Source organism: Streptomyces sp. NPDC111606 (genome assembly GCF_055656945.1).
This window is the reverse complement of sequence record NZ_JBVKBY010000004.1, coordinates 554,244-566,900: the sequence shown is the minus strand read 5'-3', so window position 1 is coordinate 566,900 and position 12,657 is coordinate 554,244. Positions and strand designations below refer to the sequence as shown.

Genomic DNA, 12,657 nt, shown 5'->3' with positions numbered 1-12,657 from the left:
GTAACGGTCCGCAAGGACCCCCAGATTGATCGCAGCGGCCGCCGTGCGGCAAGGGGCCGGGCCGGTGATCGTCGACACCCGCGCGAGGCCGGGCGGCCGACCGCGTTCGGGACTGGGGAAAACCCCCGCCGTCACCCCACGGTTGTCCGCACCCGGGGACGGAGGACCGTCGGATGGTCCCCGCCCGCCCGGAACGCAAGCCTTGGATCATGCAATCGCATCGGCATCGGACCGGATTAACGCTGACCCTGTTCATCATCCTCGCCGCCCTGACGACCGGCATCCCGGCCACGGCGGCACCCACCACCAGCTCCACCACCGTGGTCGAGGCGCTCGCCCGCGCCGCCCACCCGCTGCGCACCGTGGAACCGGGCGGCGACACCCGAGACCTGCGCCCCCTGGACCGGATGATCGGCGACGCCCGGGTCGTCGGCCTGGGGGAGGCCACCCACAGCTCGCACGACTTCTTCGCCCTCAAGGCCCGCGTCTTCCGGCATCTCGTCGAGGAGAAGGGTTTCCGCACCTTCGCCCTGGAGGCACCCTGGAGCACCGGCCTGCGCCTCAACGACTATGTGCTCCACGGCAAGGGCGATCCCCGGCGCATCATGCGGGAGGAGTTCCAGCGGGACTACCTGTGGTGGAACAACACCGACTACCTGCGGCTGGTCGAGTGGATGCGCGGTTACAACCTCCGGCACTCCGGCGACCCCGTCCGCTTCATGGGCGACGACGTCGCCTGGACCGGCCCCGAGTCGTACGACGCCGTCGCGGACTACGTGGCCGATGCCCGGCCCGAGCTGAGCGCCCGGCTGGCCGAGCTCTACCGCGGGCTGCGGCCCACCCTGCCGACCGGCGCGTACATCGAGCAGTACCTGGGCCTGCCGTACGCCGAACGCAAGGAGCGGGCGGAGCGCACGGGCGAGGCGCTCGCGCTGCTGCGGCGGCCGTCCGCGGGCGGGGCCGGTGCGGCCACCCGCACGAAGGCGTACGACTGGGCCGTTCAGCAGGCGACGGTGATCGACCAGACCGCCCGGCAGTACGACTTCGACGTCGAGGACCCCGCGCAGATCGCCGAGGCCATGCGTTTCCGCGACGGGGCGATGGCCGCCAACGTGGTGTGGTGGCAGGAGCACACCGGCACCAAGGTGCTGCTGTCGGCCCACAACAACCACGTCGGCTACGTCCCGGAAGAGCCCGCCGATAACCCCAAGGTGCAGGGCGCCTTCCTGCGCGACCGCCTCGGCGCGGGCTATGTGAGCGTCGGTCTGACCTTCGGCCACGGCTCGTTCAACGCCACCGGCTGGGACGACGACACCATCCGCCGCTGGACGCTCGACCCGGCGGGCCCGGGCAGCAACGAGCGGACCCTCGACCGGGTGGCACGGCGCGGCGACTACGTACTCGACCTGCGGTCCGTCGGATCACCGGCCGACGACTGGCTGCACCGGGCCCGCCCGACGCGCAGCATCGGCACCGCCTATCCGGACGGCCCGCACGACATCGCGCTCGCCCGCAGCTACGACGTCCTGATTCATCTGCACGAGGTGGAGGCGGCGCGGCTGCGGGACCGGTAGCAGTCCGTCAGACGTACAGCTTGCCGATGAAGGCGGCCAGATTGCCCGTGGTCCGGGCGATCTGCTCCTCCATCGACAGGCTCTCCTCGAAGCGGGCCCCGGAATCCGGGATCTTCTTGCCCCGGACGTAGAGGGAGCAGGCGAGGTCGGTGCACATGTACACGCCGACGGAGTTGCCCTCGCGCCCGGCGGGGCCCGCCTTGCGCGCCGTCATCAGCGAAACGCCGCCGCCCGGATGGGTGGTCAGACAGAGCGAGCACATGCTGCGGTGCAGGAACCCGCGCCGCGAGGTCGGGAACCGGAAGGTGACTCCCACGGGCCGTCCCTCCCGCTCGACCACCAGATAGCTGCGATCGGGCGCCCCCGGATCCCGCCACCCCAGGAAGTCGAGGTCGTCCCAGGGGCGTTCAGCGAGATCGCGGGGGAGGGAGACGCGCTTGGCCTCCCCTTTCGAGCAGTTGATGAAGGAGCTGCGGATGTCCTGCTCGGTGAGCGACTTCATGGGGGCCTCCTGGGGTTGATCCTGCCGAACCTAGAGGGACTAGGTTCATGGCTAGGTTAGACAGGCTGAGGAGGGGGAGCCAGTGAATTGTTCTGCGCCGCCCAGCGCCGCCTGGGGCGCCGCTTCCGTCTACTCCGACCCGTTCCCCGGAGCCGGTGTCGGTGGCCACACTCCCGGGGCGAGGACGCCCAGCGTGTAGGCGCGGGCGACCAGTTCTGTGCGGTTTGCCGCGTTCCAGCGGGATGAGAGGCGGCGTAGGTGGTAGTTCACCCCGTCGACCGTGAGGTCGGTCTCGCGGGCGGCCTGGGCGGTGGTGGTGCCTGCGGCGAGGAGGGCCAGGATGCGGGCCTCGATCGGTGCGACCTGCGGGGGGCGCTGTTCGCGGGCCTCGCGCTCGGCGAGGACGCGGAGCATCACCAGCAGGGCCGGCGTGTCCTCCACGGTGTCGCTCACCGGATCCGCCGTGAGTTCCCCGTACCGTTCCGCACCGCCCGGCGCCTGCCAGCGCACCGACACCTGGTAGCGCGACCGGTGCCGCAGCCGCAGTGCCTCGGCGATCCGCTCCACCTGCGTCGCCTCCTGCGGCCGGAACAGCTCCAGCACGTCCCGGCCCCGCAGCCGCCCCGGCGTCGTACCGCACTCGGCCGCCATCGCGGGATTGGCCACCTGGACCGCGCCGTACACATCGCACACCGCGACCGGCACCGAGACGCGGTCGAAGACCATCAGGGCACGATTGCGCCACACCACGGCCGCCGGGTGGGTCCAGTCCACTGGCACCTCCTGTCACCGGACGCAAGTGCCGCGCCCGTATCCGCACTACACAATCATGTAGTGCGGGGGTGTGGCCGGCCGGGACCCGTCGCTCACGCTTGACCGCAGTACTCCCGTACCGCGAAAGGCACTTGTCGCGCCATGCCCCCCACCGCGTTGCACCCCCAGCCCCTTGACGCCCTTCCCGGCGTCCCCGTCGTCGACATCACCGCCGTAGGACCCGGCCGTACCCCGATCCAGCAGGTCATGGAGCTGATGCGGGAGCACGGGCCGGTGCTCGTGCGGCGGCTGCACGGGCGGGACGCACTGTTCACCGCCGATCTGGAGATGGTGGCCGACCTCGCGGACGAGAAGCGGTTCGCCAAGCACGTCGGTCCCGCTCTGGAGAACGTGCGGGAGTTCGCCGCCGACGGGCTGTTCACGGCCTACAACGACGAACCGAACTGGGCCAGGGCGCACGACATCCTCATGCCCGCGTTCGCGCTCGGCTCGATGCGCACCTACCACCCCGTGATGCTGAAGGTGGCCCAGCGGGTCCTCGCGTCCTGGGACCGTGACGCCCGTGACGGGCAGCCGGTCAATGTCCCCGACGACATGACCCGCATGACCCTCGACACCATCGGGCTCGCCGGATTCGGCTACGACTTCGGGTCGTTCGAGCGTGCCGAGCCGCACCCCTTCGTCGAGTCGATGGTCCGCTGCCTGGAGTGGAGCATGAACCGGCTCGCCCGCGTCCCGGGCCAGGACCACTCCGCCGCCGACGCGGCCTTCCGGGACGACTCCGACTATCTCGCCCAGGTCGTCGACGACGTCATTGCCTCCCGCGCCGGTACCGACCAGCGCGACGCCGAGGACCTCCTCGGCCTGATGCTCACCGCCGAGCACCCGAAGGACGGCAGCACCCTCGACGCGGCCAACATCCGCAACCAGGTCATCACCTTCCTGATCGCCGGCCACGAGACGACCTCCGGCGCGATGTCCTTCGCGCTGTACTGCCTCGCCAAGCACCCGACCGCGCTCCGGCTCGTGCAGCGCGAGGTCGACGAGCTGTGGGGCGACCAGGCCGACCCCGAGCCGACGTACGACGAGGTCGGCAAGCTGACGTACACCCGCCAGGTCCTCAACGAGGCGCTGAGGCTGTGGCCCACGGCCGCCGCCTTCAGCCGCCACGCCCTCGAGGACACCCTGCTCGGCGGGCGCATCCCGCTGCGCGCCGGGCAGCCCGTCACCGTGCTCGCGCCGATGCTGCACCGGCAGCCGGTCTGGGGCGACAACCCCGAGCTGTTCGACCCCTCCCGTTTCACGCCGGAGGCCGAGGCGGCCCGCTCGGTGCACGCCTTCAAGCCGTTCGGCACCGGTGAACGTGCCTGCATCGGGCGGCAGTTCGCCCTGCACGAGGCGACCATGCTGCTGGCGATGCTGGTGCACCGGTACCGGCTGCAGGACCACGCCGACTACCGTCTCACGGTCAAGGAGACCCTCACCCTCAAGCCCGACGGCTTCACCCTGACCCTGGCCCCGCGCACCGCCGCCGACCGTGTGCACACCCCGCTGCCCGGCGCCGCCCCCGCGGTCGCGGAAGCCGTGTCCGACACGGCCGCCCTCCCCGCCCGGGTCCGTCCCGGCACCAGCGCCCTGTTCCTGCACGGCAGCAACTACGGCACCTGCCGCGACTTCGCCGCGCAGCTCGCCGACGAGGCCGCCGCCATCGGCTGCGAGACGCAGGTCGCGGCGCTGGACGACTACGCCGGAGCGCTGCCCACCGACCGCCCCGTCGTGATCACCGCCGCCTCCTACAACGGCCGCCCCACCGACGACGCCACCTCCTTCGCCGCCTGGCTGGACGACGCGATGGACGCCACGGACGTCACCTACGCCGTCCTCGGCGTCGGCGACCGCAACTGGGCCGCCACCTACCAGCACATCCCGACCCGCATCGACGAGCGCCTCGCCGAACTCGGCGCCACCCGCCTCGTCGACCGCACCGCCGCCGACGCCTCCGGCGATCTGACCGGCGCGGTACGGGACTTCACGACCGAACTCCGCACCGCGTTCCTGCAGCAGTACGGCGACCCGGACGCCACCGTCCCGGCCGACCACGAGCCGACGACCGCGTACGAGGTCCGCACCCTGACCGGCGGCCCCCTGGACGCCCGCGCCGAACGGCACGGCCTCGTCCCCATGACCGTCACCGAGGCGTACGACCTCACCGCACCCGGCCACCCGCGCCGCAAGCGCTTCGTCCGCGTCGCCCTGCCCGACGGCGTCACCTACCGCACCGCCGACCACCTCACCGTCCTGCCCGCCAACGCCCCGGCCCTGGTGGACCGCGCCGCCGCCGCACTCGGCGTGGACCTCGACTCCGTCCTGGACATCCGGCCGACCCGCCCGCGCCGCGACGGCCTCGCGGTGGACCGGCCCTTGACGGTACGTCAACTCCTAACACACCACGTCGAGTTGCAGGAGCGTCCGGGCGCCGCCCAGCTCTCCGTCCTCGCCGCCGCCAACCCGTGCCCGCCGGAGCGCACGGCGCTGGCGAACCTCGCCGACGATCCGCGCACCCTGGTGGAGCTGATCGAGGACTTCCCCGCCCTGCGCGGCGCCCTGGACTGGCCGCAGCTCCTGGAGATCCTGACCCCGCTGCGTCCGCGCCATTACTCCGTCTCGTCCTCACCCGCGGTCGACCCGGGTCACGCGGACCTGATGATCTCCCTGCTCCAGGCCCCGGCGCGCTCCGGCAGGGGCACCTACCGCGGCACCGGATCCGGACACCTCGCCACCGTCCGGCCCGGCGAAACGGTGTACGCCCGCGTCCAGCCCTGCCGGGAGGCCTTCCGGATCGACGCCGACGGGCCGGTCGTCATGGTCGCCGCGGGCACCGGCCTCGCCCCGTTCCGCGGTGCGATCGCCGACCGTACGGCGGCCCTCGCGACCGGCGCCGAACTCGCCCCGGCCGTCTGCTACTTCGGCTGCGACGCCCCCGACGCCGACTACCTGCACGCCGAGGAACTGCGCGCCGCCGAGGCCGCCGGAGCCGTCTCGCTCCGCCCGGCCTTCAGCGCCGCCCCGCGCGGCGGCGTGGCCTTCGTGCAGCACCGGATCGCCGCCGAGGCCGACGAGGTCTGGGAGCTGCTCGGTGCGGGCGGCCGGGTGTACGTCTGCGGGGACGGTTCGCGGATGGCGCCGGGCGTGCGGGAGGCGTTCCGTACGCTGTACCGGGAGCGCACGCCGGGTGCCGACGACGCGGCGGCCGGGCGATGGCTCGACGGACTGATCGCGGACGGCCGTTACGTGGAGGACGTCTACGCGGCCGGCTGACCGAAGGGGCGGGGTGGGCGCAGGGTGGTGGACTCCTGGGAACGGGCCCGGCAGGTCCTGGACGCGGCGGGCATACCGCCGGAACACCTCGCCCACCTGCGCCCGCTGCCGGGCGGCACGTACAACACGGTCGAGGAGCTGCTCCTCGCGGACGGCCGCCGGTATGTGCTGAAGGTGCCGCCCGCACCGACTGTCCCGGGACTGCGGCACGAGCGCCGGCTGCTGGTGTCCGAGGCCGAGTTCTACCGCGCGGCCGCCGAGGCGGACGTACCCGCACCGCGTGTGGTGGCCGACGGCGATCTGCTGCTGATGACGGCCTGTCCCGGCGAGCCCTGGAACGCTGAGCTCACCGAGGCCGAACGGGCGGCTCTGCGCAAGGAGTTGGGCCGCCGGGTGGCCCGCCTGCACCGGGTGACCGGACCGGGCTTCGGCTATCCCTCCGGTGCCCTCGGCCCGCTCGCCGCCGACTGGCGCACCGCGTTCACCGGGATGCTCGACGCCGTCCTCGACGACGCCCGCCGCTACGGGGCCCGGCTGCCCCGTCCCGCCGACGCCGTGTCGCACACGCTCCGGGCCGCCCACGACGCACTCGACGACGTCACCGTCCCGTGTCTGGTCCACTTCGATCTGTGGCAGGGCAACATCCTGGTGGACCGCACATCGGGGGTGGCCCGGATCGGCGGCCTCATCGACGGGGAGCGGATGTTCTGGGGCGACCCGCAGGCCGACTTCGTCTCCCTGGCGCTCCTGGGCGACATCAAGAAGGACGAGGCGTTCCTCGCCGGCTACCGGGAGGCTGGGGGACGGGCCGACTTCGACGTCCCGGCCCGGCTGCGGCTGGCCCTCTACCGCTCCTACCTCTACCTGATCATGCTCACGGAGACGATCCCCCGCGCCGTGGACCCCGCACGGCGCCGCCGGGTCCACGACACGGTCGCTCCGGAGCTCGTGGCGGCGCTGACCGAGATCGAGGATCTGACGTCGTAGGCCACAATGGGGGACGATTCGAACAGGGCACGGAGCAGGGCCGACAGAAGGGGAGCCGCATGACGGGGCGGAACGGGCGCACGGTACGGGACCTCAGACGCGGCAACCGCACGGCCGTGCTGCAGCGCCTCTACTTCGACGGGCCCCTCAGCCGCTTCGAACTGGGCCCCGCGACCGGGCTCAGCTCCGGGTCCGTCAGCAACGTCGTCGCCGAGCTGATCGCCGACGGTCTGGTCGAGGAGGCCGGCAGCGTCGACTCCGACGGCGGGCGGCCCCGCATCCTGCTGCGCGTCGCGCCCGGCAGCGGTCACATGATCGGCGTCGACGTCGGCGAGACCCGGGTGCGGATCGGGCTGTTCGACCTGACCCTCACCGAACTCGCCCGTGCCGAGAGGCCGTTGGCGCAGCAGGGGTACGAGGTCGAGGGCATCGTCGGCCATGTGCGCGACGGCATCACCGAGGTGCTCACGGGTGCCGGCGTCGGACCCGAGCGGCTCCTCGGCGTCGGCATCGGCGTCCCCGGGATCGTCGAGCGCACGCCGCAGCTCGGCGCTGTGGTGCACGGACAGACGATCGGCTGGGACGCGGTGCCGCTGGAGCAGCGCCTGCGCGAAGGCTCCCAACTCCCGGACTCCGTCCCGTACTTCATCGACAACGGTGCCCGAACCCTCGGCCAGGCCGAGATGTGGTTCGGCGGCGGACGCGGCGCCCGCAACGCGGTCGTGGTCCTCTTCGGCTCCGGCGTCGGCGCCTGCCTGGTCACCCCCGAGGTCGAGCACGGCCGGGCCGTCGAGTGGGGGCATCTGACGGTACGGGTCCGGGGGCGCCGCTGCCGCTGCGGTGCGCTCGGCTGCCTGGAGGCGTACGCGGGCGCAGAGTCGCTGCTCGCGCGCTGGCGCGAGGAGGGCGGGAGCCTGCCGGAGGGCGCCGACGAGGAGACCGCACTGGCGGCGCTGCTGGCCGGCGCGTATCCGTCCGAGGGCGGCACGGCCGACCCGGTGGCGCTCGCCGTACTGGAGGAGACCGCCGAATATCTGGGCGCGGGCCTGTCCGACCTGATCAACCTCTTCCAGCCCGAGCGCATCCTGATCGGCGGCTGGGCGGGACTCCGGCTCGGCGCCCGTCTCCTGCCCGCCGTACGCCGTCACGCCGCCGCGTACGCCCTGCGGCATCCGGCCGGGAAAGTCACGATCGACCTGGGCAAGCTCGGCCCGGACGCCGTCACCGTCGGTGCCGCGATCCTGCCGCTCGCCGACTTCTTCGCCCGCGGTGGCCGACGCGCCGAACCCGCGACCGAGGGCCCGACGCCCGCCTGGCACACAACCCTGGCGGAGCGGGTGGCGCACTGAGGTTTCGCCGGCGGCCCGGGCGGTACTCGCGGTCCTTCGGACGACCTTGGACGACGCGAAAGAGGTGCACCATGGCCGACGACCGTCGCGAGGCGCCGGAACAGACCGGCGAGCCGATACCGAGGGATCTGCCGGACCAGCAGGCCACCCCGGGGGAGGACCCGTGGGAGGTGCCGATCGGGCCGGCAAAGGACACGACGACCGAAGCGGACGACGTGCCCGACACCGATGAGGCGGGCACGGGCCGGCAAGGCGCCCGGCAGTCCGGTGCGGTCCACCCCGAACACCCGGCGCCCGAGGAGTCGCCGGGCTGAGAGACGGGTCCCGGCCGGGGCCGAGCGGGGCCGCAGGGCGTGGGTCAGCCCATCTTGCGGCCCCGCATGGGCTCCGTCGGAGCGCCCTCACCACGCTGGAGGCCCTGCACGAACTCCTCCAGCACCTCGGTCGCCGTGCGCTCCGGCCGCCAGCCCAGTTCCGTACGCGCCCGCGTGCAGTCCATCAGGGGCAGCCCGAGGACCGCGTCGAAGAGGTGCGGGGAAGCGGGCAGCAGGTGCAGCCCCCACGCGGCGGCGATCGCCCTGCGGGCCGCCGTGCGCGGGAGCCGGACCGGGCGGGCCCCGAGCATCTCGCCCAGCACCCTGGCGTCGACCGGCGGCTCGGCCGCCAGGTTGAACGCACCGCGTACGTCGGACTTCACGGCGAGCTGATACGCCGTGGCCGCGTCATCGGTGTGCAGGGCCTGCACCCGCAGTCCCGGGATGTCGGGCAGGAACCGCAGCAGCTCGGGCCGCGCCAGCGGTCCCGGCAGGAAGCGGCCCCCGAAGACGCGGCGCTGTTCGCTCGCCGACTCCCGCTTGAACAGGAACGCCGGGCGCATCCGCACCACTCGCACCCTGGGGTGGGCCCGGTCGAAGGTGTCCAGCGCCCGTTCCAGGTAAGCCTTCTCCCGGCAGTACGCGGCGTCCGGCCAGCCGTGCGTCGGCCATGACTCGTCCACGGCGTGGTCCTTCGGCCCCGGTGAATACGCGCCGACCGACGACGCGTGGACCAGCGCCGGGACCCTTGCCGCCGCCACCGCCTCGAAGACCTGCATGCCGCCCAGCACGTTCGTGCGCCACGTCGTCGCCGGATCATGCGTCGGCTGGAACGCCCAGGCCAGATGGATGACGGCGGCGGCGCCCTCGAACATGTCCGCCAGGTCGGAGCGGTCGGACGCCAGGTCCACGGCCGCCCACTGCGTCTTCGGCGGCGACCAGTCGGGGATCCGGCGGGCCAGCCCCAGTACGGAGCCGACCTCCGGATCCTCCGAGAGGAGCCGCACCACACTCGTACCGACATTGCCCGTGGCACCGGTGACAACGATCCTTCGGGCTTCTTCGCTGCTCACCTGCGGCTCCTCCCGGAGAGTGGGGACGGGAGCCCCCGAGTACCCCCGTCCGGGAGCCCTTGCACGCGCCGGGCACGGACGGGACTAGGCGGCGAACGCGTTCACGCCCGTCAGCTCCGCCGACAGCGTCCACAGCCGCGCCGCCTGCTCCGGGTCGGTGGCCCAGTCCTTGACCCCACTGCGCTCTTCGTCGGCGGACGCGGGCTCCGCGATGTCGCAGTCCTCCAGATAGACCCCGCCCATTCCGTTCAGCTGCGGCGACGTCGCGGCCCACACCTGCGTGGCCGCGCCCTGCTCGGCGGTCTTGAAGGCCTCGGGGTGGAGCATGTTGCCCTGCTCGTCGATCCAGCCGCGCTCCACCATCTCCTCCTTGGCGAGGTGGCGCTGCAGCGGGGTGAGGATGCCGCCCGGATGGAGCGAGAAGGCCCGTACCCCGTGCTCGGCGCCGAGCCTGTCGAGGTGGACGGCGAACAGGACGTTCGCGGTCTTCGCCTGCCCGTACGCCTCCCACTTGTCGTAGCCGTGGCGCCAGTGGACGTCGTCCCAGCGGATCCCGGAGAGGTGGTGGCCGAGCGAGGAGACCGACACCACGCGGGCGCCGCCGGGTTCGATCGCCGGCCACAGCCGGTTGACCAGGGCGAAGTGACCGAGGTGGTTGGTCGCGAACTGTGCCTCCCAGCCCCGCCCCACCCGGGTCTCCGGGCAGGCCATGATCCCGGCGTTGTCGATCACGAGGTCGACCGTGCGGCCGGAGGCGAGGAAGCGCTCGGCGAAGCGGCGCACGCTCTCCAGGTCGCTGAGGTCCAGTTCGTCCACCTCTGCGCCGGCGAGGCCGGACAGGGCCTCCTCGGCGGTGGTGCGGCGGCGGGCGGGGACGACGACATGGGCGCCCGCCTTGGTGAGTGCCCGGGTGGTCTCCAGACCGAGGCCGGAGTAGCCGCCGGTGACGATCGCGAGCTTTCCGGTCAGGTCGATGCCCTCAAGGACGTCGTCCGCGGTGCTGGTGGCCCCGAAGCCGGAGCCGATCTTGTGCTGTGCAGTGCTCATGTGCGGAACGCTACGAATTGGAGCGCTCTCGAAGTCAAGGCGACCTGTGGGACACGCCCGAACAGGAAAAAGCCCCGGCCGGACGGGGGAGTTCCGGTCGGGGCGGTCTTGAGGTGTGGGCGCGGATGGCGGTCGCCTCTCGGCGAAAGGCTCCACAGGGCTTCAGCCGAACGATCGTCCCTGTGGGCAAAAGGTGAGGCCCGGGGACACTGTCCCATCCGCACCCACGGGTGGTTCAACGGGAAACTACCGGCGGGTGTTCCTGTGTCTGCCCCGAAGCGCGGTGATGTGCGTCACGCTCCGCCACTGCTCGTTGCCGCCCCGCTCATCTCACCGCTGACTTGTCACGCGTCCAGGCCAGCAGCTCGTCCGCCGTCCAGGTGGTGACCACCCGTTCGGCGGGCACCTCGCACTCCTCCGCCCGGGCGCAGCCGTACCGCTGCCAGTCGAGCTGTCCGGGCGCGTGCGCGTCGGTGTCGACGGAGAACAGCACGCCCGCCGCCACGGCCCGCCGCAGCAGCCGCCGGGGCGGGTCCAGCCGCTCCGGCCGGCTGTTGATCTCCACCGCCGTGCCGGACTCGGCGCACGCGGCGAACACCTCGTCCGCGTCGAACTCCGACTCGGGCCGGCTCCGCCCGGTGATCAGCCGTCCGGTGCAGTGGCCGAGGATGTCCGCGTGCGGACTGCGTACGGCGGTCACCATCCGGCGGGTCATCGAGCGGGCGTCCATCCGCAGCTTGGAGTGGACGGACACGACCACCACGTCGAGCCGCTCCAGCAGCTCGGGTTCCTGGTCGAGCGAGCCGTCGTCCAGGATGTCGCACTCGATGCCGGTGAGCAGCCGGAAGGGCGCCCAAGTCGAGTTCAGTTCCGCCACCACGTCCAACTGCTCGCGCAGCCGGTCCGCCGAGAGCCCGCGGGCGACGGTCAGGCGCGGCGAGTGGTCGGTCAGCACCGCCCAGTCGTGGCCGAGCTCGGCCGCCGTCCGGCCCATCTCGTCGATCGGGCTGCCGCCGTCCGACCAGTCGGAGTGCAGATGGCAGTCCCCGCGCAGCAGCTCCCACAGCCGGTGGCCGTTCACGGGCGGCTCGGCCGCCGGCCGGCCCTCCAGATCCGTCAGATAGGCGGGCACCTGACCGGCCAGCGCCTCGCGCACCACCTGGGCCGTCTTGGGTCCGACGCCCTTGAGCGACTCCAGCGTCCCGGCCTCCGCCCGCGCCCGCACCTCGTCCGCGGGCAGCCCGGCCAGCACACGCGCGGCCGTACGGAAGGCACGTACGCGATACGTCGGCTCCAGAGACCGCTCCAGCAGAAACGCGATCCTGTTCAGCGCGTCGACGGGATCCATCGGCACCTCCTCCTCCAGGGTTCCCCGGCCCTGCCGCGCCCGCACGGCGGCGGGCGGTGCGGCGCGGTTCCGTGTTGCGGTCCGCCTGAAGGATTCGTTGACGCGGGTTGCGTTCTACGCTCTATTCATGACCGAAAGCGCGAGCCCGCACATTTCACAGCCGCGGATCATGGTGCTCGGGGTTCAGCCGGGCACGCCTCCGTTCCGCATCATGGAGATCGACGGTGAAGTCGTCGGTCAGCCGAGGACGATCACCGACGTCCTGGAGTACGCCGCAGCGTTCGGCATCACGGTCCACGACCTGGACGACCCGGACGTGGTCCGCTGGGTCGGCGGAGACAAGTTCACCTGGCACCACCACTAGGGGTGGT

The 12,657-nt window shown here is 72.5% G+C and carries 11 protein-coding genes; 6 read left to right on the top strand and 5 right to left on the bottom strand.

What is annotated here, in order from left to right:
* The first annotated feature begins 209 nt into the window (after window positions 1-209).
* Window positions 210-1,574 (top strand): erythromycin esterase family protein, encoded by a 1,365-nt coding sequence (locus ACZ7M7_RS17855; protein ID WP_472117643.1) that lies wholly within the window; start codon window positions 210-212, stop codon window positions 1,572-1,574.
* A gap of 7 nt (window positions 1,575-1,581) precedes the next feature.
* On the opposite strand, the gene ACZ7M7_RS17850 is transcribed toward ACZ7M7_RS17855, so the two are convergent.
* On the bottom strand, window positions 1,582-2,076 hold the full coding sequence (locus ACZ7M7_RS17850) for an FBP domain-containing protein (RefSeq protein WP_472117640.1): 495 nt from the start codon (window positions 2,074-2,076) through the stop codon (window positions 1,582-1,584).
* A gap of 129 nt (window positions 2,077-2,205) precedes the next feature.
* Entirely contained in the window at window positions 2,206-2,802 is a 597-nt protein-coding gene (locus ACZ7M7_RS17845) for a PAS domain-containing protein (RefSeq protein WP_472118038.1), read from the bottom strand.
* A gap of 189 nt (window positions 2,803-2,991) precedes the next feature.
* On the opposite strand from ACZ7M7_RS17845, the gene ACZ7M7_RS17840 reads away from it, so the two are divergent.
* The 4 genes from ACZ7M7_RS17840 (at window position 2,992) to ACZ7M7_RS17825 (ending at window position 8,818) form a co-directional block, all read left to right on the top strand.
* A complete protein-coding gene (locus ACZ7M7_RS17840) occupies window positions 2,992-6,168 on the top strand; it encodes a cytochrome P450 (RefSeq protein WP_472117637.1) in 3,177 nt (1,058 codons plus the stop codon).
* Between the two features lie 24 nt (window positions 6,169-6,192).
* The gene (locus ACZ7M7_RS17835; RefSeq protein WP_472117634.1) at window positions 6,193-7,155 is read left to right on the top strand and encodes a phosphotransferase family protein; all 963 of its coding nucleotides are present in this window, start codon (window positions 6,193-6,195) and stop codon (window positions 7,153-7,155) included.
* A gap of 59 nt (window positions 7,156-7,214) precedes the next feature.
* Complete coding sequence (locus ACZ7M7_RS17830; protein WP_472117631.1) at window positions 7,215-8,504, top strand: ROK family protein; 1,290 nt, start codon at window positions 7,215-7,217, stop codon at window positions 8,502-8,504.
* Between the two features lie 71 nt (window positions 8,505-8,575).
* Window positions 8,576-8,818: a hypothetical protein gene (locus ACZ7M7_RS17825; protein ID WP_472117628.1), complete on the top strand. Its 243-nt coding sequence runs from the start codon at window positions 8,576-8,578 to the stop codon at window positions 8,816-8,818.
* A gap of 44 nt (window positions 8,819-8,862) precedes the next feature.
* Here the strand turns inward: ACZ7M7_RS17825 and ACZ7M7_RS17820 are convergent, their stop codons facing one another.
* From ACZ7M7_RS17820 to ACZ7M7_RS17810, 3 genes are all read right to left on the bottom strand, one after another.
* Entirely contained in the window at window positions 8,863-9,891 is a 1,029-nt protein-coding gene (locus ACZ7M7_RS17820) for an SDR family oxidoreductase (protein ID WP_472117625.1), read from the bottom strand.
* Between the two features lie 84 nt (window positions 9,892-9,975).
* Window positions 9,976-10,938 carry an SDR family NAD(P)-dependent oxidoreductase gene (locus ACZ7M7_RS17815; protein ID WP_472117622.1) on the bottom strand — a complete coding sequence of 321 codons (963 nt, stop codon included), beginning with the start codon at window positions 10,936-10,938 and terminating at the stop codon, window positions 9,976-9,978.
* Window positions 10,939-11,263: 325 nt separating this feature from the next.
* Window positions 11,264-12,286: a PHP domain-containing protein gene (locus ACZ7M7_RS17810; RefSeq protein WP_472117619.1), complete on the bottom strand. Its 1,023-nt coding sequence runs from the start codon at window positions 12,284-12,286 to the stop codon at window positions 11,264-11,266.
* Between the two features lie 127 nt (window positions 12,287-12,413).
* Between ACZ7M7_RS17810 and ACZ7M7_RS17805 the strand changes: the two genes are divergently transcribed.
* The gene (locus tag ACZ7M7_RS17805; RefSeq protein WP_362385739.1) at window positions 12,414-12,650 is read left to right on the top strand and encodes a hypothetical protein; all 237 of its coding nucleotides are present in this window, start codon (window positions 12,414-12,416) and stop codon (window positions 12,648-12,650) included.
* Window positions 12,651-12,657: the final 7 nt, after the last annotated feature.

Bases quoted from the DNA above. Each gene is read 5' to 3' on its own strand.
- ACZ7M7_RS17855 (WP_472117643.1), top strand. From the start codon at position 210: ATGCAATCGCATCGGCATCGGACCGGATTAACGCTGACCCTGTTCATC.
- ACZ7M7_RS17850 (WP_472117640.1), bottom strand. From the start codon at position 2,076: ATGAAGTCGCTCACCGAGCAGGACATCCGCAGCTCCTTCATCAACTGC.
- ACZ7M7_RS17845 (WP_472118038.1), bottom strand. From the start codon at position 2,802: ATGGTCTTCGACCGCGTCTCGGTGCCGGTCGCGGTGTGCGATGTGTAC.
- ACZ7M7_RS17840 (WP_472117637.1), top strand. From the start codon at position 2,992: ATGCCCCCCACCGCGTTGCACCCCCAGCCCCTTGACGCCCTTCCCGGC.
- ACZ7M7_RS17830 (WP_472117631.1), top strand. From the start codon at position 7,215: ATGACGGGGCGGAACGGGCGCACGGTACGGGACCTCAGACGCGGCAAC.
- ACZ7M7_RS17825 (WP_472117628.1), top strand. From the start codon at position 8,576: ATGGCCGACGACCGTCGCGAGGCGCCGGAACAGACCGGCGAGCCGATA.
- ACZ7M7_RS17815 (WP_472117622.1), bottom strand. From the start codon at position 10,938: ATGAGCACTGCACAGCACAAGATCGGCTCCGGCTTCGGGGCCACCAGC.
- ACZ7M7_RS17810 (WP_472117619.1), bottom strand. From the start codon at position 12,286: ATGGATCCCGTCGACGCGCTGAACAGGATCGCGTTTCTGCTGGAGCGG.
- ACZ7M7_RS17805 (WP_362385739.1), top strand. From the start codon at position 12,414: ATGACCGAAAGCGCGAGCCCGCACATTTCACAGCCGCGGATCATGGTG.